Source organism: Luteibacter jiangsuensis, from assembly GCF_030812295.1.
Taxonomy (GTDB): domain Bacteria; phylum Pseudomonadota; class Gammaproteobacteria; order Xanthomonadales; family Rhodanobacteraceae; genus Luteibacter; species Luteibacter jiangsuensis_A.
On record NZ_JAUSSK010000003.1, the window covers coordinates 492634 to 519392 of the forward strand.

Sequence of the window (26759 nt, forward strand, 5' to 3'; positions counted from 1 at the left end):
CTTGATGGCGGCGCGAATGGGAGAGGATTCAGGGCGTCGTTTTCGGCGGGTCGGACCACAGGCGCCGGTCCACGCCACGCATGACGGGCTGGTGGCGGGTATCGAAATCGAACACCACCACCTGGTTCACGCCGTGGCGGAACCATGGCGCGGGAGCGTACAAGTCGTGTTGCGGCCCGATGGACCAGATCCGGCCGAGGTTGACACCGTTGAGCCAGGCGAAGCCCTTGCCGAAGGCGCGAACGTCGAGAAAGGTATCCGCCGGGGTGTCGACCGTGACCGTTCCACGATGGAAGGCGGGGCCCTCGACCTCGCCGGTGGTCCAGCCGCGCAATGTGTCAGGCGAAGACATCGGCAGCGGGAACACCTGCCAGCCATGCAGGATCGTTTCGCCGAGCATCACGGGGTCGACGAGGCCGGCGCGGCCGTCTTCCAGGTGGGGTCCGTAGTTCACGCGCCCGGAGTTCTCGACCAGGATGTCGAGCGTGTGCTCGCCCGCCGCCATGTCGATGTCGACAGCCACCTGCTTCAGCCGGCGCTCCACCGTGCCACGCGGCTGGCGGTCGAGATAGACGGCCGCATAGTCGCGGACGTCGCCGAGGTAGAGCGAACCATGGAAGGGACCGCGTACCGTGGTCCGGTAAAGCGTGTAGCCGTAAGCCTGGCCGTAGGCTTCCATGGGCTTGGGCAGGTCGGAGGCCTGCGGCGCGGGCAGGTTGTCCCACAGCGAAGCGGATTCGCCCAGCGTGAAGGCGGGAAGCGCGCGCACGGGAGCCGAGGGGGGCAGGGGTGGCGGTGTCACTCCCGTGGCCTTGGCGATGATGTCGCGGAACCGCGTGAACTTCGGTGTGGGGCGGCCGGCTTCGTCCAGTGCGGCGTCGTAGTCGTAGCTGGTGGTCTGCGGTGCGTAGTGGTCCGCGGGGCCGCCCTGGAAGTTGGCACCATTCATGAAACCGAAGCTGGTCCCGCCGTGCACGAGGTACACGTTCACCGAATAACCGTTCTTCAGCATCCAGGCCAGTTCGTCGCCCTGCTGCTTCGCATCCGTCGCGGCATGCTTGCCGCCCCATTGGTCGAACCAGCCGGCCCAGTATTCGCCCGCCATGCGCGGCGATCCGGGACGGAAGCGCTCGAGCATCTCGAAACTCTTCTTCGCCTCACCCGGCGAGAAATCGATCACCGCGGTCACGTCGGGTAACGTGCCGTGGGCGAGCAGATCGGGACCGTCGTAGGTCAACAGGAGGTCGTCGGCAAGGCCCGCGTGTTCGAGCATGGCGCGGATGTGGCCAAGATAGACCTTGTCGTCGTTGTAGGAGCCGTACTCGTTTTCCAGTTCGGTGGCGACGATGGGCCCGCCACGGCTCGCCATCAGTGGCGCCAGCTCCTGGCCGAGGCGCCGCAGGTAACGGTCGGCGGCGGCGAGGAAGCGCGGGTCGAGCGAACGCACGCGTACGCTGGGATCGGCGAACAGCCAGGCGGGGTAGCCGCCCGCGTCCCATTCGCCGCAGATGTATGGACCCGGTCGCAGGATCACGTTCAGGCCTTCCGCCTGGGCCGCCTTCACGAAGGCGACGACGTCGTTGCCGCCTCTGAAATCGAAACGGCCGGGCTCGGGCTCCAGCAGGTTCCAGAATACGTAGGTGGTAATGGTGTTGAGTCCCATCGCGCGCGCCTTGCGCAGGCGGTCGGTCCAGTACTCCCTTGGTACCCTCTGGAAATGCATGTCGCCCGAGATGATCTGGTACGGCTTGCCTTCTCGCATGAAGTGCGGGCCGGAGACGCTGACAGGTGGATTGGCGGACGCGGTGGAAGCCATGCCGCCGCACATCGCCAAGGCGATGGCAAGCCGCGCCAGGGTCGGATATTTCATGCGAGCCTTTTTCATCGCGGCAGCGCCTGTCGTCCGCGTATCTTGAAACCGGTACGCCCACCGGCGGCGTCGCCCGGCTGCCCACCACCGAGGAAGACGGTGTACTCGCCCGCCAGGACCGCGCGCTGGCCGGTGGCGTCCACCGAACTCAAGCGGCGCGGATCGAGCTCGAAGGTCACGCGGCGGCTTTCGCCGGGTGCGAGGTGCACGCGCTGGAAGCCGACCAACGACCGTTTCGGTGCGAGCGCATCGCCCTGCGGATAACCGAGATACGCCTGCACCACTTCGTCGCCCGCGCGCTGCCCACTGTTGCGCACCTCGACGCTCACCGTGACGGCCTGTCCCGCGTCGATGCCGGCAGCGGACGTGCTGGCCTTCGCGTAGGAGAAACGCGTGTAGCTGAGCCCGTGGCCGAACGGATACAGCGGCGTTCCCTCGAAGTAGCGGTAAGTGCGGCCCTTCATCTGGTAACTGGTGAAGGGGGGCAGGTCGCGCACCGAGCGGTAGAACGTCACGGGCAGGCGCCCGCCAGGGTTGTAGTCGCCAGCCAATACCTGCGCGATGGCCGTGCCGCCGCTTTCCCCGGGGTACCACGCGGCGACGATGGCCGAAGCGTGCTCTTTCGCCCAGTCGAGCGCGACCGCGCTTCCGGACAGGAGCACGACGACCAGCGGCTTGCCACTCGCGGCGGCACGTTCCAGCAAGGCCTGTTGGGGGGCGGGAAGGCCGATGTCCGTGCGGTCGCCGCCGTCGAAGCCGGGGACATCCACGTGCAACTCCTCGCCCTCCACATCGGGCGACAAGCCGACGAAGGCCACGGTGACATCGGCCGACGCGACCGCGCGTTCGGCCTCGGCGAGTTGCGCGGCGGCGGGGGCCAACCATTGCAGCCGCACGCCCTGGTCGTCGCCGCCATGGACGAGTTCGAGGCGTACGTCGCGCGGACGGGAGTCGTCGAAGTGCAGGGTAGCCTGTGTGTGCTTGTCGTCGCCGGTATCGTCGATCACGGGCTTGCCGTCGACGAAGAGCCGCACCGCATCATGGCCCCCGCAATCGAAGCAGCGCTCGACGTGCACGGCCAACGTGTAATCGCCAGGTCCAGGCGGCACGATAGCGCCCGTCCAGCGTACGGCGTAACGGCCCTTGGGCAGGCCGGCGGGTGCGACGTGATCCCAGTCGAAATCGACACTGCGATCCACGCGCGTGGTGAGTGGCGTGCCATCGAAAGCGACGTTGTCGAAATAGCGGCCGGTGAGGCCAACGGCGGCATCGGCGGCAGTGCTCGTACGCAGCGCCGTTTCCGGCACGGGCACCGGGACGCCGGCCGCGACGGGCGCCCCCTGTGCGTAGCTCACGCGGTCGGCGCCGAATCGTGCGCGGAGGCCTTGCAGGGGCGTGACCGGCGCGCGTGGCGTGCCATGGTAGTTGGCTTCCAGCGTCTCCACCGTATCGGCGTTAGGGCCGATCACGGCGATGCGCGGCGTACCTTGCAAGGGCAACGTGCCGCCGTCGTTCTTCAGCAGGACCGTCGATTCCAGCGCAGCTCGCAGGGCCAGTGCCGCGTTCGCCTTCACATCGACGGTGGTGGGCCTCGCCGCCGAGGTGCCGAGGTCGCCAAGGCGGTACCGGGCCGCGAACAGCCGAACGAGCGACGCGTCGAGCACGGACTCGTCGACGTCGCCACGTTTGACCGCCGCGGTCAGCTCGGCATAGGCATAACCACAATCGAGGTCGGTGCCCGCGCGGATCGCGGCGGCCGACGAAGCGGCATTGTCCGCCTTGTAGTAGTGGAACTTCGTCATGTCGTCGACGGCGTCGCAATCGGACACGACATAACCCGTGAAGCCCCACGCCTTGCGCAAGGTATCGCCGAGCAGGCCGGCATCGGCGCATACCGGCGTGCCGTGCAGCGCGCTGTATGCACACATGACCGATCCTGCGTGGCCTTCGGTCACCGCCGCGCGGAACGCAGGCAGGAAGGTGGCTTCGAGATCGTGCGGGGAAACGTCGATGTCGAAGCCGTGGCGGCCCGCTTCGGGGCCGCTATGCACGGCGAAGTGCTTCGGCGTGGCGATGGCACGTGGGTGCGCGGGGTCAGGGCCCTGGATACCCTGCACGAATGCCACGGCGAGCCTGCCGGTGAGGTAGGGGTCCTCGCCGTAGGTCTCCTGGCCGCGCCCCCACCGTGGATCGCGGAAGATGTTGACGTTCGGCGACCAGATGGTCAGGCCTTCGTAGCGGCCGTGATCGTGCCCCGCACCGATGGCGTCGAACCGGGCGCGCGCTTCGCGCGAGACGACCTCGCCCACCTGCCGCATCAGCTCCGGATGCCAACCCGCCGCCAAGCCGATGGCCTGGGGAAATACCGTGGCGTAACCGGCGCGCGCCGCGCCGTGGAGGCCTTCGTTCCACCACTCATAGGCGGGAATGTCGAGTCGCGGCAGTGCAGGCGCCGCGCTCTGTAGCTGGGCGACCTTTTCCTCGAGGCTCATGCGGGCGACGAGGCCGCTCGCCTTTTGTTCCGGCGTGGCCGACTCCGTCGCGTACACGGCACCGGCCAGCGCGATGGTGGCGGCGTATGCGAGCAGTCGGCGGGCGAGGCGTGCGTAGGTCATCATGGATAGCTTCCCGTCAGCTTCACCGAACCCAGACCGTACAGCGGCCCGTCCGTCGGCGCGGTCACGCGCAGGCAGAGATCGTGTTCCCCGTGCAACGCGGGTATGTCGCCTTGCAGCACGATCGACTCGCCGAGCGCCTTTCCGGCAGGTAGCGGAAAGCTGGCCAGCATCGGACCGGTGCAGCTGTCCTGATGGACCTCGAGTTCGCCGTTGGCGGTTCTCGCGGGATAGGACACGACCTTCGACAGCTCGTGCGCCAGGCCATAGTTGCGCGCCAGGCGCGCCGCCTCGATGCGGATGCCCTTCACCCCACCCAGTGGCGCCTTCGGATAGACCCAGCAGGCGTGGAACAGGTCGACATCGTAGACGGGCGTATCCATCGCAGCCAGGTCCGGCAGCAGGGGCATGCGCAAGCCGAGGCTGCCGTCGGGGCACTTCATGAGCTCGCCGTTATGCCGTGTCAACAGGTTGTCGCGGTCGATCGTCCGTGCGCGCACGCCGGCCATGGGTGTTCCGTCCGGCGCGAAGGTGATGGCGCGCACCGTCGTGGGAAGAGTGACGGTGAATGGCGCGGTATACGCTTTCGCCCCCGTTCCGGGCGTGCTGCCGTCCGTGGTGTAGCGCACCGTGCCGAAGGCCGTCTGGTTGTCGATGCGCACCGTCGCCTTTCCATCCTGGAGGATCCGGGCGATATCGCCATCGATATGGATGGCGGGAGCGAACGCGGTGTCGGATGCGGCGATATCAAGCACCGCGTAACGCCGCATCTGCGCGGGCAGGCGTTGCAGGAAACCTTGCCAGCTTCGCGTTCCGCGCGGCGACCAGGCGATCTCGGCCATCGCGTCCACGCGTGGGAAGAGGGCATGCTGTATGTGCCGCGCCGAGGGAATGAACTCGGTCCACAGCGCGGCCTCGGTGCCCAGCACATGCCGTGCCTGTTCCGGCGTGAGCGACGCGTCCACCGGCTCGAAGCCATAGACGCGCTCCAACGCCAGCACCGAGAGGCGGCCATTGGGTTCGTCCGCACGATCGCTTTGCAGGTTGTCGAAATACATCCAGCCCGCCGGCGCGAGCACCACGTCGTGATCCTTCTTCGCCGCGTCGATGGCGCCCTGCACGCCACGCCACGACATCACGGATGCCGTCCGTGGGAGGCCACCTTCGAGGATTTCGTCCCAGCCGATCAGGCGGCGGCCGTGTTTCGCCAGGTAGTCGCCAAGACGGTCGGTAAACCAGCTTTGCAGGGCGTTCTCGTCGGTGATGCCCAGCGACTTCATCCTGGCTTGCACGGCCGGGGAATCCTTCCACTGGTCTTTCACGGCCTCGTCGCCACCGAGGTGGATGTACGTGGACGGAAACAGTGCCATCACCTCGTCGAGCACGTTCTCGATGAAGGTGAAGCTCTTGTCGTCCACGTTGTAGAGGTAGGGATTGACGCCCCAGTCCACCGATACGGTGGGATGGTCACCGTTGACGCCGACGATGTCCGGGTACGACGCCACGGCGGCCTGCGCATGGCCGGGCATGTCCAGCTCGGGCACGACGGTGATGTGGCGGGCGGAGGCGTAGGCCACGACGTCACGGATCTGTTCCTGCGTATAGAAGCCACCGTACCGCATGGGCTCGCCATGGGTTCCCGCGCCGGGAGGGGTTCGCCACCCGCCCACGCGGGTGAGCAGGGGATAGCGCTCGATCTCGATACGCCAGCCCTGGTCGTCGCTGAGGTGCCAGTGGAAGACGTTGAGCTTGTGTTCGGCCATGGCGTCGAGCACCTGCTTCACCGTCGCGACGTCGTGGAAGTGGCGGGCGACGTCGAGCATGAGGCCGCGCCATTCGAAGCGCGGCCAGTCGCGGATCGATACGCCAGGAACGTGGGTCGAGCCGTGCTTGCCATCGGCGGTGGCAAGCTGCCAGAACGTCACCGCTCCGTAGAACAGCCCGGCGGCGTCGCGCGAGACGATGTGTGCGCCGTCGCCATCCACATCCAGCGAGTATCCCTCGCGCTGCTCGACCGATGCTTTCGGGTCGCTGCGGAGCACGATGGAGCGGGTGGCCGGACGTGCCGTGGCCGTCACCGCCAGGGTAAGGCCACGGCTGCGGTGCAGCTCCTCCGCGAGATAGCGGGCCGCCGCCTCTGCCTCGGCATCGCCCGGCGCGAAGGTGATGGCCGTACGCGCGTCGATATCGAGCGTCCCGCTCGCCGTTCGAACCTCCACTGGCAGGGGGATCAGTGGCGGCTCGGTGGCGTGGGCGACGCCGCCGTCGAACCATGCCAGCCCGATGGCGAAGAGGCGGCTCCAATGGCGCACGGTGCGGATCGTCGTAGCTTGGATCATCGGATCGCATCCTTACTGGAACGGGTAGCGCAGCACCGGTCGGCGCTTGTTCAGTGACTGGACCCTACGCGGGCCGCGGCGTGCAGCGTGGCGGCGCCCACGACACCCAATTGCCCATGCTCGACGAGCCGCACAGGAACCTGCTCCAGGAAGGGACGCATGACGCCCTTGTTGAAGTAGCGTTCGCGGAAACGGCTGGCCAGGAGAAAATCCCGGATCTGGGGGAGGAAACCGCCGGCGAGGAAGGCGCCGCCGCGCGCACCATAGAGCATCACCAGGTCGCCGACGAATCCGCCGAGCACGCCACAGAACACATCCAGCGCGGCATGCGCGGCCGGATCGGCGTGGGCCATGCCCGCCGCGCTTACCGCATCGGGCGTGGTGAGCGTGGCTTCCCGTCCCGCCAACTCCGCGATGGCGCGATAGGTGTCGAGCAGGCCGGGGCCGGACAGGATCGATTCGTAGGAGACGTACGGGCGGGTGCGCGAGAGGATCCGAAGGATTTCGATTTCCCGATCGTTACCCGGGGCGAGCGCGATCTGGCCCGCTTCCGTCGGCAAGACCTGCGCGTAAGGCACGCCGGGCAGGAGCACGGCGGAGCCAAGGCCGGTGCCAGGCCCCATGACGAGTACCGGACCACCGGCGCCGTCAGCCAGGCCCGGAAGGATCGTGGTGGTCTCGGCATGGTCGATGAACTGGCTGGCGTAGGCGACGGCTTCGAAGTCGTTGACCACATCGAGAACCTCGATGCCGGGCACCGACCGGATCTCCGGGAGCGAGACGCGCCAGGGCAGGTTGCTGTTGGCGACATGGTCGCCTAACACGTAGCCGGCGATGGCGATGGCGCAGCGTTCGATACCCGACGGGGCCAGAGAGGCATGCGCGACCAGGAAATGGTCGAGGATGGCGGCAAGGCTGGGCCATTCGGCGCCGACGTAACGGTGGTGGCTGAGCACCTGCACCGGCGAACGCGAATCTCCCCGGCCCAGGACCAGCGCGACGCGCGCATGGGTTCCCCCGACATCCGCCGCCAGGACGGGCCTCCGCGACACCGCGGCATGCGCGAGCACTGGCTTGTTCACCACCTTCCCCATGGACGACGACCCCGTGCGTGAAAGCGATCGCGCAAGGGACGAGAAGTCCGTCGTAGCGCGAAAAGACCCATGGAGTCTTTCCCGCGCATGACAACGTTGTCAATGAATTTAATGTTTACTGGTGAAAACAACTAAATATCACAATAAACAAATCAGATTTCATAATCGGGGTCGACCGTGGTGGGAGCCGACCTGCTGGCTCAGTGGGAGCCGACTTTGTCGGCGATCCCGCGGCAGCGGGCCAGTTCACCGCAAGCACCCATCGCCGACAAGTCGGCTCCCACCGGGTCTCACTAACCTGGCAACACCACCCTAAAGTTCCGGCCATTCTTGCCGATCACCTGTTCCCGAAGAGCCGGGGCACGGCCACTCGAGAGAGTTCCCGTGTCCCTCATACCAGGACGGTAGGAGCAGTAGGTCATGAGGTTGAAAGGGGGAGGTCGTCGGCGCACGGCGACATACGGGCTGATTTCCCTGCTTGCGATCGGTGCCAGCGGTACGGTGCCGGCGCAGCAGACCACGTTGGACAAGCAAGAGCAGCTGCGTCGCGCACAGCAACTCGAACAGAAGGAGGCGGAGCGTAAGGACGCGCCGTTCCAGGCAGGCCCGCCGACGAACGTCGAGCGGCTCGATGCGCCCTTGCCGAAGGAAACGCCATGCTTTCCCCTGCGGAGCCTGCGCCTGGAAGGCGAGCGCGTGGCGGATTTCGCCTGGGCGCAACGTTACCTCGATCGCTTCGTGGGCCAGTGCGTGGGGCGCGACGGGCTGGAAGCGTTGCAACGCCGCCTGTCCAACCTGATGATCGCGCGTGGTTTCGTGACCACTCGCGTCGGCGTGCCCGCCCAGGACATCTCGCAGGGGCATCTGCGCATGTTGCTCGTGCCCGGCACGTTGCGGCATATCCGCTTCGCACCCGGCTCGCCGGAACTCGACTGGCGCACCGCGTTCCCGATCCGCGAAGGCGACCTGCTCAACCTGCATGCCATCGAGCAAGGCCTCGAACAGCTCAAGCGGGTTCCTTCGCAGGACGTGACCATGGATATCGCGCCCGCCGAGAAAGTGGGCGAGTCGGACGTGGTGCTCACGGTGCACACCACGCGACGCTGGCACGTCGTGGCCGATGCTGGCGATTCAGGACTCAAGGGCACCGGCAAGAACCAGGGCAACCTGAATGTGTCCCTCGACAATCCCCTGGGCCTGAACGACCTGTTCTCGATGGGCGCGGGCCATGCGCTGTTCACTCACGCCGATGGCGGCAGTACCTTCAGCGAGAACGCGACGTACAGCGTTCCCTGGGGGTGGTGGACCTTCAGCGGCTCGATCTCCACGTATCGCTACAGGCAATGGATCGAAGGCTTCAATAGCCGCTTCCGTTCCACTGGCACTTCGACGTCGAGCGATGTCACGGTGCAGCGTTTGCTCACCCGTGGCACGTCCAGCAAGACCTCGCTCGAGATGCGGCTGGCCGCGCGCAGCGCGCATAGCTACATCCAGGGCGTTGAAGTGGGCATCCAGCGCCAGCGCGTCGCCAGCGCCGAACTCGCCCTCGTGCATCGTCATTACATCGGCCAGGCCCAACTGGACGCGCGCCTCGGTTACCAGCGCGGCACGCCGTGGTTCGGCAGCCAGTGGATCGGCTACGACCCGCAAGTGGGTTTTCCGACCAACCGCTACGGCCTGACCACGCTCGACCTTTCATTGAGCCAGCCGCTGAACCTCGCCGGGCGGCAGGCCGTCTGGGACAGCAGCCTGCGGTTGCAGCGTTCCACCGACCATCTACCCGCCGCCGAACTGATCACCATCGGCGGCCGCTATTCGGTGCGCGGCTTCGATGGCGAACAGACGCTGGCCGGTGAGCGCGGCGCGTACCTGCGCAACACCTTCACGCTGCCGCTCGGGGCGCTCGCGCCCTACCTCGGGATGGACATCGGCCGAGTCGAGGGACCGTCCACGCAAGAGGGGCATCGCCAGTTGACGGGCGCGGTCATCGGCTTACGAGGCAGCTATCGCGGCTTGAGCTGGGATCTTTTCGTCGGGCGGCGCATACACGCGCCGCGTGGGTTCGACACGGAACAACCGGCGACCGGCTTCCAGCTGATCTACCAGTACTGAATACAGGCAGGGGTGCCGGAGCCGGCACCGACAAGGGGCATGGGTCATGAAGACGATCAAGGAAACGATGATGCGCCAGCAGGGCGAAGTGGCAATCTCCGTGGTGCGCACGCTCGCGCTCGCGATAGCCCTTGCAACATTGGGCATACCCATCGTGTCGTGGGCGCAGCAGGTGCCTGACGCCGCGGCGGGCGCGCACCGGCCGACGATGGATTCGGCGGCGAACGGCGTGCCCGTGGTCAATATCGTCGCCCCGAATGCGAAGGGTGTATCGCACAACAAGTACCAGCGCTTCGATGTCGACCAGCGCGGCGTGATCCTCAACAACAGTGCGAACATCGTCCGCACCCAGCTCGGTGGCTACGTCGCCGGTAACGACAACCTCAAGGGCGGCGAGGCCTCGCTGATCCTCAACGAGGTGACCTCGACGCTCCCGAGCAGCCTGCGTGGCTATATCGAAGTAGGCGGCAAGGCGGCCCCGGTGGTGATAGCCAACCCGTACGGCATCACCTGCGACGGCTGCGGCGTCATCAACAGCCAGCGTTTCACGCTCACCACGGGCACGCCCGTGTTCGGCGGCAGCGGCAGCCTCGACGCCTTCCATGTCACCGGCGGCAGCATCGCCATCGGCAGCGGCGGCCTCGATGGTTCGGTGGTGGATCGCACCGACCTCATCGCTCGCGCGGTGCAGGTGAATGGCAACCTCTGGGCGAAGGACCTCAACGTCGTCAGTGGTGTCAACGACGCGAACTATGCCGACGCGGGCGTACGTGCCATGACGGCCGACGCGGCTCGTCCGGCCGTCGCCATCGACGTCGCCGCGCTCGGTGGCATGTATGCGGAGAAGATTCGCCTCGTCGGTACCGAGGCGGGCGTCGGCGTGGTCAGCAGCGGCGCCATCGCGGCCCAAGCGGGTGACCTCACCCTGAGCAGCGCAGGCGAAGTGCGAATCGGTGGCACGACGGTGGCGCTGGGCAACGCGTCCCTCGACGCCACGGGTCCGGTGACCGTGGAAGGCACGTTCGGCACGCAGAATGGCAACGTCTCGTTGACCGCCCGCGGCTCCCTCGCGGTGCCGGGCCGTGTCATCGCGGGCGGTGGAGTGGCTGTAAATGTCGCCGGGGATGCCGACGTATCGGGTCGATTGAGCGCAGGCGGCAACCTGGCCGTGTATGCGGCACAGGAACTGCGCAACACCGGGCTGATCTACAGCGACGGGTCGTTCGACCTTCGCGCGGGTAATCTGCGTAACGCTGGCACCCTCTATGGCCTGGGTGGCGGTAGCGTCGCGGTAGCTGGCCTCCTCGAGACCACTGCGGCGAGCACGCTGCATGCGGGTAACGGACTTGCCCTGGATGCGGGCACGGTGAACAGCAGCGGTATCGTCGATGCCGGTGGCGCGTTGGCCCTGTCGAGTCGTGGCGACGTCAGCCTGCAAGGTGCCGTGCAAGGCGGTGGCGACGTGGCCGTGCGTACGACTGGCCAATTGAACAACGGCGCGGTCATCGTGTCGGGAGGCCGGCTCGACCTGCAGGCGGCGAACCTCACCAACCAGTCCGCGGCGATCGTCTCCGCGGGTGGCGACCTGGCGGTGAATGCGGCGGGCGCGTTCTTCAACCAGGGCACGCTGTACGCAGCCGGTGGCGTGCTCGTGAATGCGGCATCGCTGGCACAGGGCGTGACGGGGCAGCTCTACGGTGTGCATGGCGCACGTATCGTCGTGGCCGGCGACGTGGACAACGGTGGCAGCCTTGTCGGTGGCGATGGCTTGTCTTTGACCGCGCACGCGATTACCAGCCACGGGGAACTCGGCACGCGACAGGGCGACGCATCGCTGGCCAGTGCCACGGATGTCACCCTGGCGGGTAACACGGTCGTGGGGGGCACGCTGAGCCTGCGGACACCGGGTGCGGTTCGCCAGCAGGGTCAACTCACGACGGGTGATCTCGACGCCGACGTCGGTTCACTCGATAACAGCGGCGAAACCTATGCGCGCGGCGATGCGCAGGTGCATACGGTGCGCGACCTCGCCAACGCGGGTTCGCTTTACGCCGATGGTAGGCTCACGTTGGGCGCGGATGGTGCCGTGGGCAACACCGGCACGTTGCACGCGGGTACCGACCTCGGTTTGCACGCCGTTTCTGTGGAAAGTTCGAAGCAGATCGATGCGGGCGGCGATGTCGCCATCGACGCGGAGTCGCTCCGTCTCGCGGGCAACCTGCAAGCAGGCCGGGACGTTTCGCTGTCCACGCCGGGCACGCTGGTCAATGCCGCCACGGTGGTCGCAGGGCGCGATGTGGTCGTTCGCGGTGGTGCGTTGGCGAACACCGGCGAGTTGTCCGCTACCCGCGATCTGAACCTATCCGTGGACGCTCACGTCGACAACGCTGGGAAGCTGTATGCGGGCGGCACGCTCGACCTGACTGCCAACACCATGTCCGTCGGCGGGGAGGGCTCCGCCAGTGCCGCCGGTGCCGCGGCGCTTCATCTGCGCGATACCCTCGACAACGCGGGAAGCGTCGTCGGTGGCCAGGCCCTGATCATCGATGCGGCGCGCATCGATTCCCGAGGCTCACTCGGAAGCACAGCGGGTTCGGCAACGCTGACCACGGCAGGTGATCTGCATCTTGGCGGCGCGGCCTCGGCGGCGTCCGTCTTCCATGCCCGCTCGGCGGGCGACATGTTGATTGACGGCAGGCTCACCGCCGCTGCTATCGATGTGGCCTCCGCGCAGTCGCTGACGCTCGCCGGTTCGATCTATGCATCGGGCAATGCAGTGTTCGACGCCGCGCAGTCGATGGCGCTCCATGGCGATGTCTACGCCGATGGCGCATTGACCCTGCTGGCGTCGAGCATCGACCAGGTCGGCACGACCCACGCCGGTGGTGATCTCTCGCTCGACGCGGCGAACGTCACGACGGTGGGTACGCTGGATGCGGGCAACGACCTGATCCTCAAGGCTGGCACGGCTTCACTCGGAGGCCGCGTGCAGGCCGCCCGCGACGTGCGCGCGGACATCGCCGATACGTTGTCACAGGCCGCGACGGTCGTCGCCGCGCGCGACGTCGCCGTTCATGCTGCGCGTCTCGATAGTACGAAGGGCTCGGCGCTCAGTGCGGGACACGATCTCGCGCTTACCGTGTCGCAAGACATCGCCAGTGCCGGGTTGCTCTATGCGGGCGATGTGTTGGCCTTGGATGCCGCAAGCTTCAGCCAGACCGCGGACGGTCAGGTCAATGCCGATGGTGCCTTGACGCTGGCTGTCGCTGGGGCGGTCGATAGCGCCGGTGCCATCGTCGGCGGTCATGGTCTGGATATCCAGGCCGGTAGCCTGAACAGTACAGGGCAGCTTGGCAGCACCGCCGGCGATGTCTCGCTCGTCACCACCCAAGGTGATCTCTCGCTGAGCGGCAAGACCGTCTCCGGGGGGCGATTGGATGCGGCGTCGGCAGGTGGCCTCGTTCAGTCCGGTTCGATGAGCGCCGGCGACACGAAACTCGTGTCGGCGGGCGACATGGCACTCGGAGGCGATACCTCCCTGACGGGTGCGTTTGCCGTGGATGCAGGGGGCGACCTGCACAGCACGGGAAGTGTCTACACGACGGGCGTGCTCGACGTGCATTCGGCCGGGAACGTGGACAACCGCGGCAGCCTCGCATCCGAACAAGGGCTCACGGTTCAGAGCGGCGGCGCCTTGACGCAGGACGCCAACGGGAAGCTGCAGACCAACGGTGACCTGTCGATCACGGCGAAGGCTATCGACAGCACGGGTACGTTGGCGAGTGCCCGGAACCTGACGCTGGCGACGCAAGGCGACATCGGCCTGTCGGGCACGACCCAGGCAGGCGGCATGCTCGGGATCGACACGACGGGTGCCGTGAACAACGCAGGCCAATTGCTGGCATCGAACGCCTTGTCGGTCACGGCGGGGAGCATGGGCAATACCGGCGCCATTTCGACCGATGGCAGCCTCGACCTGCACGCGACGAACGCGCTGAGCAATCTGGGCACCGCTTACGCGGGTGGGGAGGTCACGCTCGGCGCCGCCAGCTTCACGCAGGGCGCTTCCGCGGAACTCTCCGGCGCGGCCGACGTAACCGTCGATGCGGCGGGTGCGGTCGTTAACGCCGGCAAGCTCGTCGCCACGACATCGCTCGATGTGAAAGGCGGTAGCGTCACCAGCACAGGCACGCTGGGCACACAGCAGGGCGGGATGACCTTGCAGGCCCGGCAGGGCGATCTCGTCCTGGGTGGCACCGTGGCGTCGGCCGCGAGCCTCGACGGGGCCGCCACGGGTGCTATCCGGCAAAGCGGTCAGCTTGCCGCCACCGACCTCACCTTGCATGCGGACGGCGACCTTGAAACCAAGGGCGACATCTCCGCACGGACCGCGTCGTTCACCAGTGGAGCCACCCTGAGCCAGGCGGGTACGCTCTCCGCCGGCACCATCGCGCTCGACGGCTTCGCCGTGAAGAACGACGGCCGTACGCTGTCGTCGGGTGACCTGACCGTGCACGGCGGCAGCGTCGATGCCTCCGGCGTGCTGGCGGCTGGTGTGAAGGACGACGGTACGCTGGCCACCGTGGGCGACCTGCATGTGTCGGCGGATTCGGCGCTGACCGCACATGGCAACCTGCTCGCAGGCCATGCGCTGGATGCGGCGGCGAGCACGATCGACATGTCCTACGGCACACAGCGTGCCGGCGGCGATGCGACGTTGGTCGCCCGCGCGGGGAATATCGACCACACGGCCGGTGATCTCGCCGTGGGTGGTGTGCTCACAGCCCAGGCCAGCGGCGCACTGGTGAACCGCGGTGTGGACGGCCACGACGCACGCATGCAGGCGAACGCGCTGCTGCTCAACGCCGCCTCGATCGACAATGGTCGCGGCCGGTTGTTGCAGACCGGAACGTCGGCCTGGACACTCGACACCAGCGGAACGCTGGACAACAGCGGCGGCACCATCGCCACCAACGGCAGCGACCTGGCGGTGCATGGCGCGCGGGTGGTCAACAACGGCGGCAGTATCCAGTTGGCAGGCAATGGCCTGCTCGACGTGAAAGCCGACCAGGACATCGACAACCGCCAAGGCACTCTTGCGGGCAACGGCGCCACGCGCGTCACGGCGGGGACGGGTATCGCCAACGATGGTGGCCTGATCAACGCGCATGGCAACACGACCGTTGGCGCCGCTTCGCTGAGCAATACCGCGAATGGCGCGATCTCGGGCAATACGCTCGGCGTGACGGTCGCCAATGGCGTGAACAACGCGGGCGGGTTGCTTCAGGCGACGGCGGGCGACCTTTCCCTCGCCGCGGCGAGCCTCGCCAATGCGGGTGGCACCATCCAGTCCGCACCCGGCGCTGTCACGCTCGGCGTCGGTGGCACCCTCGACAACGGCAGCGGCACCATCGCAGCGGCAACGCTGGCCAAGCTCAATGCGGCGCGAGTGAACAACGCCGGCGTCATCTCCGGAGGCCAGCTCAACGTACAGGCCACGGATACGCTGACCAACACCGGCGGCCACCTGCAAAGCCGTGGTGCCATCGACTTGCGTGCCACCAATGGCCTCAATAACAACGCGGGCAGCATCGAGGCCAACGGCGCGACGACGCTGAGCTCGGCGTCGATCTCAAACATCGGTGGTCGCATCGCCAATGCCAGCGCCGCGCTAACCCAGGTCACATCGGGCGGCGGTATCGACAACCGCGGCGGCACGCTGGGTGGGCAGGGAGATGTAAACCTCTCGGGTACATCGGTCTCGAATGCGCAGGGTGGAACGCTGGTCGCCGCAGGCAACATGACCCTCGGCACCGGCCAGCTGGATAACAGCAATGGCACGGTCTATGCCGGTAACACGTTCAACTTCGTCAATGCCGGCGCGTCGGCCATCAATGCCGGCGGCAAGATCACGGCGGGGCGGCAGCTCAACCTCACGCTCGCCAGCCTGAACAACAGCGGCGGCACCGTGCAGGCAGGCATCGACGGCGTGGCTGGTGTCGGCAATGTCGTGCTCGACATCCGCAACCTCGTCGGCCAAGGCGCCATCGTCGCCAACAACACGCTGGGCATGCACCTCGTGGGTGACTACGTCCAGGCGGCGGGCTCGAGCATCAAGGCCAATGGCGGCTTCAGCCTCGCCGTGGACGGGCAGTTCGTCAACAACGGCAGCATCCAGGCGGTGAACGGCCTGACGATCAGCGCGGCCAATATCACCAACAACGCGGGCGCGTTGCTCAATTCGGCCAACACCCAACTCGACACGGGTGGGACGATCACCAACGCGGGCAGTATCCAGGGCAATACGGTTGGCTTGCATGCCGGCACGGTGAACAACACCGGCAGCATCATGGGTACCAACGTGACCATCCAGGCCGGAACCGTGATCAACGGCACCGACTTCGGCCAGGCCACCGGTAACGCGGCCTACCAGAGCGGCACGATCGCCGCGACGAACAACGTCGACATCTATACCAATTACCTGCTCAACCGCGACGCGCAGATCTTCAGCCTCGGAAACATCAACGTGGCCGGCGCGGCGCGCAACGGACAAGGGCTGTTCGACACGCGCGCAGGGCAGATCGACAACCTCTCCGGGTCGATCCAGGCGCAGAGAAGCATCTTGCTGGCGGCGAACCAGATCAACAACGTGCGCCGCGTACTGAACACGACCAGCCACGTGTTGACCGCCGAGGAATCGGCTGCGTCGCAGCCGTTGCCGCGTTCGGATTACAAGTACGCGATCAACAAGGTGCAGGAGTACGAAACCTGGACCGAATACCACACCCTCGACGAGACGGTGGTGAATGCGGCCAGTGCGCAATCGCAGATCGTCGCGGGCGGCAATATCTCGCTGTATGGTTCGGTGACCAACAGCACCTCGACCATCGCCGCGAATGGCTTCCTCGCCGCGAACCAGCAGGGAGCGGGCGGCGGTACGGGCATGGTGTTCGGCAACGAGAACGTCGCCAACCAGTCGCTGGCCGCGGGCCGTACCATTCAGACCGTCGCCGTCACCCATCATATCGGCTGCGGTACGGACCAGAGTCTGTGCGACAACGCGGGCGGCGACACGGAATCGTATACGCGGCGCCCGAACACCGATCCCTCGACTTACATCCACGACAACTACACCGCGCTTGGCGCGGTGATGTCGGGCGCCGCGGGTGTCGCCATCGGCGGGCTGAATGTATCCAACGGCGGCGTCACGCCGGATGGGCGTCCAGTCGGCAACACGCGCCTCGATCCGAACGCGCAGGCCATCGGCCTGGCATCCGTGAACAAGGGCAATGCACAAGGCGCGGCAGGCCTGCCTGTCGGCGCGCAGGTCGACCCGGCCACCGGACACGCCCCGCAGGTGCTGGGCGGCGCGGGTCAGCCCCTGGCTGGCGTGACCTTGCCGACGGGTGGCATCTATAGCGTCCGCGGTGGCGGCGCAGGCGAAAGCGTCGCGGTGGATGGACCTTCCACGGGCGGCCAGATCACCGCGGCCTCGGCGGGCGAGCGTAGCGCGGTGGGCAATGTGGCCGCGGACTCGCTTTCGGCCCTGGCCAATGGTGCATCCGCGCGTAACGTCGGCTTGCTCGGCAACGCGTATCTCACGGCGTTGCTCGGTCATCCGCCGAGCGGCAACTACCTGATCGAGACCAACTCCCGCTTCATCGACTACAGCCAGTTCATCAGTAGCGATTACCTGCTGGACAAGCTGGGCGTCGATCCGGCGCGCACGATGATGCGCCTCGGCAATGGCTTCTACGAGCAGCAGCTCGTCACCCAGCAGGTGACCCAGCTGACCGGCCGCACCTACCTGTCCGACTACTCCAGCGGCCTGGAGGAATACCAGTCGCTGATGAACAACGCCACGCACGTCGCGCAGGCCATGAACCTGAGCGTGGGCGTGGCCCTTACCGCCGACCAGGTCAGCGCGCTCACCCAGGACATCGTCTGGATGGTGCAGCAGAACGTGGATGGCCACGAAGTGCTGGTGCCGGTGGTGTACCTGGCGAGCGGAAGCCTTGGGCTGACCGCCCAGGGCGCGGTGATCGCCGGCAAGGACGTGAGCATCGATGCATCGGGCAAGCTGTCGAACGACGGCCTGATCAAGGGCCAGAACAGCACGCTGCTCACCGCGCAGGACCTGCTCAACACGGGGCGCATCTCCAGCGACGGCCTTACGGCGATCAACACCACCGGAAACATCACGAACATCAATGGACGCATCGATGGCGCGGGTGTCAGCCTGATCGCCGGCGGCGATATTCGTTCGGAGAACGTGGGTGGGCTGGCCGGTCGTGGCATGGATGGGGCGAGCATCACCGCGACGCAAGGTCTGCAGATCAGCGCGGGCAACAATCTGTCGCTCGACCATACGAAGGTCACGGCGGGTGGTGACGCCTTGCTTACGGCGGGGCACGATCTGACGTTGAGCGGGCAGGGGGTATCGGCTGGCGGCAGTCTGGCGCTGGGGGCGGGGAATAACCTGTCGTTGGAGTCGACGGTGACCACGACCCATCCCTATGCGTGGAGCAGCACGCTTACCGGGACGCAGGCGGAGGGCCTCACGCTGAGTGCGGGGAAGGATCTTTCGCTGGTTGCGGGTAATGATTTGAGCTTGTCCGCCACCACGTTGAAAGCGGGCGGCAACGCGGTGCTTCAGGCGGGCAATGACCTGACGCTAGGCGCCGTGCAGAGCGGTACGCGCTGGAAGACGCAAACAACCGGCGGTTCGATCGATGCTGGTGGCACGCTCTCGTTGCAGGCGGGCCATGACCTTGCCGTGCAGGCGGGCGAACTGAAAGCTGGCGGCGACATGGGTCTGATCGCGGGTCACGACCTGTCGTTGACGGCGACCGCCAATGGTACGTCCGGCAAGGTTACCCATGACGTTACTACCTTGGGCGCAGGCGGTAACGTCGCCGTCGCCGCCGGCAACGACGTACTGCTCGAAGGATCGCAGATAAAGACGGCGGGTTCGGCTGCTCTTCAGGCCGGAAACGACCTGAATCTGAGTACGGTCACGGACAGCACCACGAGCACGAAGAGTTGGAAGGAAGGAAAGAAGCGGATTACCGAGACCACCACGGACGAAACCCTCCATGGGGCAGCGGTGGACGCAGGCACCGGCGTGCAGATGGCGGCGGGTCACGATCTGAACGCGACGGCAGCCTCGATCACCACCGATACCGGCGGTGTCGCCCTCGCTGCAAAGAACGACGTGAACCTGGAAGCGGGGACGGAAACGCATACGTGGGAGCAGCAGACGAAAAAGAAAAAGTCGGGCTTCCTCTCCGGTAAGACGACGACCACTTACGACGCGACCGAAGACAATATCGCTGTAGGGACGCTGCTTAGCGGCGACTCGGTCACCGTTGCCGCCGGTCACGACATCACCGCGCACGGCGCTCAGATCGCGGCAACCGACGCTCTTACGATGGCGGCTGGCAACAACCTGACCATTGGAACGGCGGATTCATCGCATAGCGAGACCCACGACAAGACGGTCAAGAAGTCCGGCCTCATGTCGGGCGGTGGGTTCAGCATCATGATCGGCGCGTCGAAGGAGCAAAAGGGTTACGAGCAGACCGACTACACGCCCACCGGGAGCGTCGTCGGCAGTACCGACGGTAAAGTCACCCTTACCGCCGGCAATACCGTGCATATCACGGGCAGCGACGTGCTCAGTAAGGAAGGCACGACGATTGTAGGCAAGGACGTGACGATCGATGCCGCCGTCGCCGATACGGACAGCCGGCAGACTTATAAGAAACAGACTGCGGGCATCACGCTTGGCCTGACTGGCGGCGCCATCAGCGCCGTGGAAGGTGCTTATGGTTCCGCCAAGGCGGCAGGCTCCGCGGACGACAATCGACTGAAGGCCCTCTACGCAGCGCAGGCTGCGCAGAGTTTATTCTCGGACGGCGCGGGTCGGGGCATGGGCATCAATGGGGACGGTATGGATGCCGTTGGATCCCTGGGCAATGCGGGGAGCGCCTATACCAACGCCGGCGGCGGTGCGAGCGGGGCGCAGGCGGCGGGGCAGACGACCGGGATTTCCCTACGTATCGGGATCGGTGCCAGTAGCGCCAGCAGCGAAACGAAGACCCACGAGGAGGCTACCTACGGAAGCCATATCCGCAGCAATGGCGACGTAACCATAGCCGCGACGGGTGGCGACCTCAATGTAGTGGGCAGCCAGATTGACGGCGGCAACGTCGCACTTGCTGCGACCAATAACCTCAATCTGCTTAGCCAGCTGGAAGATCATTCCAGCAAGAGCACCAATCGCAATGGCAGTGGTGAGATTGGTTTTTCGATCGGCTCCCAAACGGGCATATATGTGTCCGCCTCGGTGGGCAAGGGGAAGGCGGTCGGCAATGGCGAGACCCACGGGGAAACCGTCGTCAACGCGACCGACAAGCTCACCATCGTCTCTGGCAACGACATGACCATCAAGGGAGCCCAACTCACCGGCGACACGATCGTCGGAAAGATCGGTGGCAATCTGTTGATTCAGAGCGAACAGGACACCGACGATTACGCGGCCAAGCAACAGCAAGCGAGCGCATCCGTAACCTTCGGTTATGGTGGCGGTGGAAGCTATAGCCAAAGTAAGACGAACAGCCACTACAAGAGCGTCAACGAGGTTAGCGGGATCGCTGCCGGTGACGGCGGCTTCGATCTCACGGTGGGAGGCGATACTCACCTCGTAGGCGGCGTGATTGCCAGCACTGCGGATAGCGGCAAGAACTCGTTGAACACCGGTTCCCTTACTTGGGAGAGCATCCACAACGAGGCGAGCTATAGCGCCAGCAGTTTCGGCATTGGCGGTGGAACCGGTGGATTCTCGCCGAGCCTCTCCGTGCCGCAGCATGAAAAGAGCAGCAGCGACACCGAGTCCAGTGTCGCGAATGGCACGATCGTTGTGCGCAACGGCGACACCGATCTGTCGGGTCTGAAACGCGATGGAACGCTGGACGATCAAGCTCTCAAGGCCATTTTCGACGAGAAGAAAGTCAGGGAGCGGCAGGAGCTGGGCAATCTGGCGGGACAGGTTGGAATGACAGCGGTAGGTGACGTGTCGGAGTACATGTATACCCACGCCTCTACGCCTGAGGAACAGGTCAAATGGGCGGATGGTGGTCAGAACAAGGTGCTTCTGCACGGTCTTGTCGGCGCAGCGAGCGCAGCGCTTGGTGACGGAAACGCCATGGGCGGGGCCTTGGGTGCAGGCACCAGTGAGGCCGCCTCGCAAGCCATGGCCCAATACCTGGTTGACCACCACATCGACCCGAATCTTCCTGAAGGTCGTGCTTTGATGGAACTTGCGAGTACTGCCATCGGTGCGAGTGCCGGTGGCGGCTCGGGCGCCGCGGGTGCGGCCAACGGAGCTCAGTACAACCGGGCGCTGCACGTCAATGAACAAGCGGCGATCGTCAGTCTCGCTGCTAGCAAGGGGTACAGCGAGGACGAAGTACAAGCAGTCGCGTGTGCGATCGTTAATTGCCTAAACGGACGAGGACTAACAGAGACACAATCGCTGGCCGATGGGTTGACCACTGGCGGGCCGAAGTTCACGTCCGCTGGGCAAGCGCTGCTCGATCAGTACAACGGCGTCCTTTCGGGTATGTCCGATGAGAAGAAGCAGGAGATAGCCGGCCAGCTCAAGGCAACGGGCATGTTCGGTTATGACTTCGGAGATGCCTGGTCGGATGCGTGGTCTGATGTGCATGGCACAACTCGTGTGGAAGGCCTCGAAAGGGCGTCCCAAGGGTTTATCAATGCATACGCGTCCGCTAAGTTGTGCCAAGCTCTGCCTGGTGCATGTAGCACAGCAACAATTGGTGTGGCGAAGCAAGCGGATACCCTGGCCGCTGGGGCAAGCCAATGGTGGACCGGCAACGCAACACCGTCCACAGAGGAGTTGGTTTGGCGGAGTGCCGGGCTTTCTGCTCAGAATGCAGCGTTCGCGAAAGATATAACGGATACGGTTCTTCTAGGTGTTGCGTTAAAGACGGGGCTTGCTCCGGCCAAGGCAGTGAGTGATCCACCTGCGGCAAATGTAGCGAATTTGGAGCCCGGGAATCCCGCGAGTACGAGCTTGCCGCGGAGTGGTGATCGCTTAGTGCTCAATCAAGGAAATTTGCCCACGTGCGGGCCAACCTCCTGCGCCATGGTGTTGGATAGTGCGGGTAAATCCGTCGATGTTGGTGTATTAATCAATCAGTCGGGTGTTACCGCTCAGGGCACGACCATGCCCCGCTTGGCTGCAACACTTAACAATAATGGCCTAACGGCTACGAGGGTTCTGGGGGCTTCAGTTGAAGACCTCGCGGCCGCTACTGCGAACGGAAATCCTGCCATAGTTAGAATGAGCCTTGATCGAGGAGGTCACGCCGTCGTCGTAGATGGAATAACTGTGCGTAGTGGTCAGCAGGTAGTTGCGATTCGTGATCCGGCGCTTGGTCGTCAGTACTTCACTCCTGTTGATGAGTTTGCTAAGAAGTTCTCGGGTGAAGTTATTTATACGTCGAGGTAGATATGATTCCAACTTCAGTTGATATTTTCTCAGATACTGCTGAATTGTTGCTAGGAACAGTCGTTTCAACGCGGGCTGCGCTTCTCATACGCGGTGCGCGGGCAGTCCTTGTCCCGAGTGTTGAGTTAGTTGACGCAGGTGCGACGGTGGAGATTTATTCTCCGGGCCTAGAAAAACTTCTTGATTTGAAAGTCGGTGGTTGGGTAGGCGGACCAGCATCGTACTTCGATATGGTTGAAGTGACTGGCATTCTGGCCGAGGCAACTACCCGGATCGGTGCGTTATCGTTATCTGGTCTGAGCCGATTGATACTTGAGCGGGATGGGGATGTACACGTGGTAATTTGAGGGGCGGCAATTCGGCCGAACCGCCCCGGTTTTGTCGGAGGCTCCCAATCTTGGGAGGATGGAGCCATGGCAAAGACGAAATATTCCCCGGAAGTGAGAGAGCGAGCGGTCAGGATGGTGCGGGAGCACCTGCCTGAGCACGCCTCGGAATGGGCGGCGATCCAGTCGATTGCGGGCAAGCTGGGCTACACGCCGCAGACGCTACATAACTGGTTGCGAAAGGCCGAGGTAGATGAAGGGAAGCGCGGCGGTCTGAGCACAAGTGATAGCGATCGACTCAAGGCTTTGGAGCGCGAAAATCGTGAGCTGCGCCAGGCTAACGAGATTCTGCGCAAGGCATCGGCGTATTTTGCCCGGGCGGAACTCGACCGCCGGTTCAAGCCATGATCGCCTTCATCGACTATCACCGTGCCACCTACGGAGTCGAGCCGATCTGCCGCGTACAGCCGATTGCTCCGTCGACGTACTATCGCCATGTGGCAGAGCGTGGTCGCTCTGACCGGCGTCGCATCGCGCTCGCCGGATGAAGATCTTTTGCTGGTGATTCAACGGATCTGGGTCGAGCATTTTCAGGTCTATGGCGTACGCAATGTGTGGCGCCAGTTGCGGCGCGAAGGCATCATCGTGGCTCGCTGCACGGTTGAGCGCTTGATGCGGCGGCTTGGCCTACGTGGGGTGGTTCGCGGTCGCCCGGTGCGCACCATCTTCAGCGACAAGAGCGCGCCGTCGCCGCTGGATCGGGTGAACCGGCAGTTCCGCGCCGATCGTCCTAATGCACTGTGGGTGAGTGACTTCACCTACGCCTGAACCTGGCAAGGCTTTGTCTATTTGGCCTTCGTCATCGACGTTTACGCTCGCCGCAATCGTTGATTGGTGTGTATCGCGCACGGCCCAAGTCGAAGAACTCGAGCAGTACTACGCAGCCGGGTATCGCCGAAGGATCCATCGACGTTCGGAACCAGCCGGGCGCGGACCTGGGTGGGCTTGATCGCAACCCAGATATCGATGCAGGAGGGCTTAAGCCGTTCGACGAGAAGAAGCTCGCGGAACAGCAGGAGCTCTTCCAGGTAGCGACTCAGGTCGGTTATTCGGCAACCAAAAGCATCGTCACGGAACAGCGCGATGAGGCTAACGAGCGGTTGAACCAGGCGTCTGCCGCTTACCAGTCTGCCTCCACGGACGAAGAGCAGGCGGCCGCCTTGGCGATGCGGGACGCCGCCATGTCGGACATGAGTCACTGGAGTGATGGCGGCTCCTACAAGATTGCGACTGACATCCTGGTCGGGACCGTGTCGGCCTACATGGGAGGTGGCAGTGTCGCCGGGGGAGCCGTAGGGGCGTTGTCCGACGACAAATTCCTGTCAGCGATAAGCGCTGGACTCCAGCGTAACGGTATTGATGCTGATGTGGCCGAAAAGAGCGGCCTGATGAATCTTGCGGCCATCGGTCTCGGATATGGAGTGGGTTCGCTCGTCGGTGGTGGCTCGACCGCAGCCGCAACCGCTGGGAACGCGCAGGCCTATGGCTACTATGACTATCGTGACGGTCGCGCCCAGCTCATTCGGTGGGATCCCGACAAGTTGGCATCCGCTACGGGTGGTGACGAGGCAGTCAAGGCGACGCGCGAGCGTATCCTCAACGAGGCCATCAAGAACGGCGCTGATCCGGTGGCGTTGGCTGCCGCTTTGTCCACACCAGGAGTGGATGAGAATCTGAGCGGTTTGGCGGTGGTGGAGGCGGCCTCTTACCGCATGTTCGACGGTGCATCGTTCAACGACCTGTCTGACGCGCAGAAAGCACAGGTCATGGAGAAGGTGGCCGGTTCCGTGACCGTCGGGCCCATCACGACCACGGCTACGGGTGCGGTCGCGGATTCCGGCTCCGCGCCTCCGCCGAACACGGCTTCGAACGCAATCCAGGGAAGCATCCGGCAATCCGCTGGCGTGGCACTGACTGGGCTCGTTTCAAACGGAGAAATGGGCGTCGAGAAGGTCGTCAACTGGATTGGTCCAGAGAATGCAGAAGCCCTGGGGTATGCGGTAGCCGTCGCCACGGCTGGCCCTGCAAAGTTCGGTCTCGGACTTGCGCTGGACAAGTCGGGTATCACAGGCCAGATTCAGGCCGTAAAGCAGGAGTACCTGATCGATCCGGCTGCTCAATGGATCGGCACGTATGGCTTCGATGCGCAAACTCCCGAGCAGCTGGGCCTTGTGCATCCTGCTTCGAACACCATCGCGTCCGTTACCGTAGACGCGGGTCTTGCGGTGATCGGCGGCGCGATTCGCGATACGGCCAAGTCGATTGTCCAGCAATCTGACGGCTTCACCGACAAGGTCATATCAGCCGAAGATGGGATCGCGGCGATCGAAAGTCGTCCGACCCCGAAGCAATCGGAAATTGACGTGGGGAAAGGCTTGGGTGGCGACGCGCGACCGCAGGTCAGCTATAAAGATGGCGAAGAAGTGAAGTACGGGACGCCGGGAAGCGTCAGGCCGGACTGGTGCGTCGGTAATACCTGCAGCGTCGAAGTGAAAAACTACAATATCCTGAATAATGAGCAGGGGCTCGTGAATAGTGTTGCGACGCAATCCAAGCAGCGTGCCGACAATCTTCCCCAAGGAATGACACAAAAGGTTGTTATCGACGTTCGCGGTCAAACCGTTGACTTGAGCCAGACGCAGAGAATCATCAAGGCCATCGTCGACAAATCGGGCGGCGCGATAAAGCCCGAGGACATTCAGTTCAAGAGGTGATCGTATGACAGTGGGCTTTATTGGCGGCAGCTATATGTTTGATCTAGGAGATGTCGCGTCGATGGATCAGTTGTCAGTCGTGGTCAAAGATATCTCGGCTGGAAGCGTACGCGGACAATTGCTTCATGATCAGATATTTCGTACCTACGTAAAGTTGGACGATGTTGACGATGCAGTATCGTTGATGAAGTGCGTCCGCAACGAGTTGCGTAAACGGGCTGTCGGCCAGGTCGGTGCGCATGCCGTGAGTGCAGGCGAAAGTGATGGATTTGAAGCCTATTTCAATGCATTCGAGGAGTGTGCAACGTCATGCCGAGACTTCTATACCAATTGGGGAATACTAAAGCCGGTGCGTGTCGCGCGGATCGATATGCCTGCCTACCTTCAGGATACGGCCAGATCACTCGACCTCGTAGATTCATTAGCTGCTGGCGATGAACCATTCTGGAAGAAATTTGCCAGCTAAGACTGGATCATCATACCGAGGCTCGTGATAAGGTCTTGACTTCGCGCGATTACGTCGCTTTGTCGCACTGCACTGCTCCAAGACGGGGATGCATGATCACACCTGAGTTTGTACGAGAAGAGCAAGGGGAATTCGTCTTTGTTGCCAATCACAATTTGGAGACGGAGGGGAACGTGGCCAGGAGCATCGACTACAACCGGGCTCGCATACTCCACGCGCGACGGGAACTTCCGTCGGCGCTTTCTCGTTGCCGACTTATTTACGACATACGTGGGCAGGTGCTATGGCTCGGTGCACTCGAGCGCATAGAACTTGCCCTCGCTGATATTTGCACGATTGAGGTCAAGCGCTGATGGGCATGCAACTTGTCTTCGACGCCAGCGATGAGAGTAAACTAGCCGAGACGCTAGCCAGTCACGGAGTGACTTGCGAGATGTTTCCGATGCCGGATGGCAGGCTAGGGATATCAATTCCCACTCGTGTCGTTGAAGTCGTCGGTGAGTCGACGATGGAAAGTATCCTTGGGTCATTCACGTATATAGATCTATGGTCCGGGGGCGTGCGCGAAAAGGTTCGGCACAGGTAATTGCATCCGGAGAGTACGGTGGCGCTGGCGACGACGGATTCC

General features: G+C 64.3%; 9 protein-coding genes, 1 pseudogene and 1 other annotated feature. Of the genes and pseudogenes, 6 read left to right on the plus strand and 4 right to left on the minus strand.

What is annotated here, in order from left to right; translation table 11 throughout:
- Positions 1 to 28: 28 nt before the first annotated feature.
- Genes J2T07_RS12350 through J2T07_RS12365 form a run of 4 tightly spaced genes read right to left on the minus strand, consistent with a single transcriptional unit; the run spans position 29 to position 7918 of the window.
- Entirely contained in the window at positions 29 to 1870 is a 1842-nt protein-coding gene (locus J2T07_RS12350) for a glycoside hydrolase family 35 protein (protein WP_306850369.1), read from the minus strand.
- 11 nt (positions 1871 to 1881) lie between these two features.
- Entirely contained in the window at positions 1882 to 4488 is a 2607-nt protein-coding gene (locus J2T07_RS12355; RefSeq protein WP_306850370.1) for a glycoside hydrolase family 3 C-terminal domain-containing protein, read from the minus strand.
- Positions 4485 to 6824: a family 20 glycosylhydrolase gene (locus J2T07_RS12360; RefSeq protein ID WP_306850371.1), complete on the minus strand. Its 2340-nt coding sequence runs from the start codon at positions 6822 to 6824 to the stop codon at positions 4485 to 4487. Before J2T07_RS12360 ends, J2T07_RS12355 begins: the two co-directional genes overlap by 4 nt.
- 50 nt (positions 6825 to 6874) lie before the next feature.
- Entirely contained in the window at positions 6875 to 7918 is a 1044-nt protein-coding gene (locus J2T07_RS12365) for a glucokinase (protein WP_306850372.1), read from the minus strand.
- Positions 7919 to 8338: 420 nt separating this feature from the next.
- Between J2T07_RS12365 and J2T07_RS12370 the strand changes: the two genes are divergently transcribed.
- The 6 genes and pseudogenes from J2T07_RS12370 (at position 8339) to J2T07_RS12395 (ending at position 26131) form a co-directional block, all read left to right on the plus strand.
- Positions 8339 to 10030, plus strand: coding sequence for a ShlB/FhaC/HecB family hemolysin secretion/activation protein (locus J2T07_RS12370; protein ID WP_306850373.1), 1692 nt, complete (start codon positions 8339 to 8341; stop codon positions 10028 to 10030).
- 46 nt (positions 10031 to 10076) lie between these two features.
- A complete protein-coding gene (locus tag J2T07_RS12375; RefSeq protein WP_306850374.1) occupies positions 10077 to 22565 on the plus strand; it encodes a hemagglutinin repeat-containing protein in 12489 nt (4162 codons plus the stop codon).
- Between the two features lie 2 nt (positions 22566 to 22567).
- Complete coding sequence (locus tag J2T07_RS12380; protein ID WP_306850375.1) at positions 22568 to 22912, plus strand: hypothetical protein; 345 nt, start codon at positions 22568 to 22570, stop codon at positions 22910 to 22912.
- A gap of 66 nt (positions 22913 to 22978) precedes the next feature.
- A pseudogene (locus tag J2T07_RS12385) lies at positions 22979 to 23852 on the plus strand (IS3 family transposase); the annotation flags it as partial.
- Positions 23254 to 23370, plus strand: a sequence feature (AL1L pseudoknot). (Overlaps the previous pseudogene by 117 nt.)
- Positions 23788 to 25665 (plus strand): hypothetical protein, encoded by a 1878-nt coding sequence (locus J2T07_RS12390; RefSeq protein WP_306850376.1) that lies wholly within the window; start codon positions 23788 to 23790, stop codon positions 25663 to 25665. The pseudogene J2T07_RS12385 and the gene J2T07_RS12390, both read left to right, overlap by 65 nt.
- Positions 25666 to 25669: 4 nt before the next feature.
- The gene (locus tag J2T07_RS12395) at positions 25670 to 26131 is read left to right on the plus strand and encodes a hypothetical protein (RefSeq protein ID WP_306850377.1); all 462 of its coding nucleotides are present in this window, start codon (positions 25670 to 25672) and stop codon (positions 26129 to 26131) included.
- The last annotated feature ends 628 nt before the right edge of the window (positions 26132 to 26759 follow it).

Bases quoted from the DNA above. Each gene is read 5' to 3' on its own strand.
- J2T07_RS12350 (WP_306850369.1), bottom strand. From the start codon at position 1,870: ATGAAATATCCGACCCTGGCGCGGCTTGCCATCGCCTTGGCGATGTGC.
- J2T07_RS12355 (WP_306850370.1), bottom strand. From the start codon at position 4,488: ATGATGACCTACGCACGCCTCGCCCGCCGACTGCTCGCATACGCCGCC.
- J2T07_RS12360 (WP_306850371.1), bottom strand. From the start codon at position 6,824: ATGATCCAAGCTACGACGATCCGCACCGTGCGCCATTGGAGCCGCCTC.
- J2T07_RS12365 (WP_306850372.1), bottom strand. From the start codon at position 7,918: ATGGGGAAGGTGGTGAACAAGCCAGTGCTCGCGCATGCCGCGGTGTCG.
- J2T07_RS12370 (WP_306850373.1), top strand. From the start codon at position 8,339: ATGAGGTTGAAAGGGGGAGGTCGTCGGCGCACGGCGACATACGGGCTG.
- J2T07_RS12375 (WP_306850374.1), top strand. From the start codon at position 10,077: ATGAAGACGATCAAGGAAACGATGATGCGCCAGCAGGGCGAAGTGGCA.
- J2T07_RS12380 (WP_306850375.1), top strand. From the start codon at position 22,568: ATGATTCCAACTTCAGTTGATATTTTCTCAGATACTGCTGAATTGTTG.
- J2T07_RS12395 (WP_306850377.1), top strand. From the start codon at position 25,670: ATGACAGTGGGCTTTATTGGCGGCAGCTATATGTTTGATCTAGGAGAT.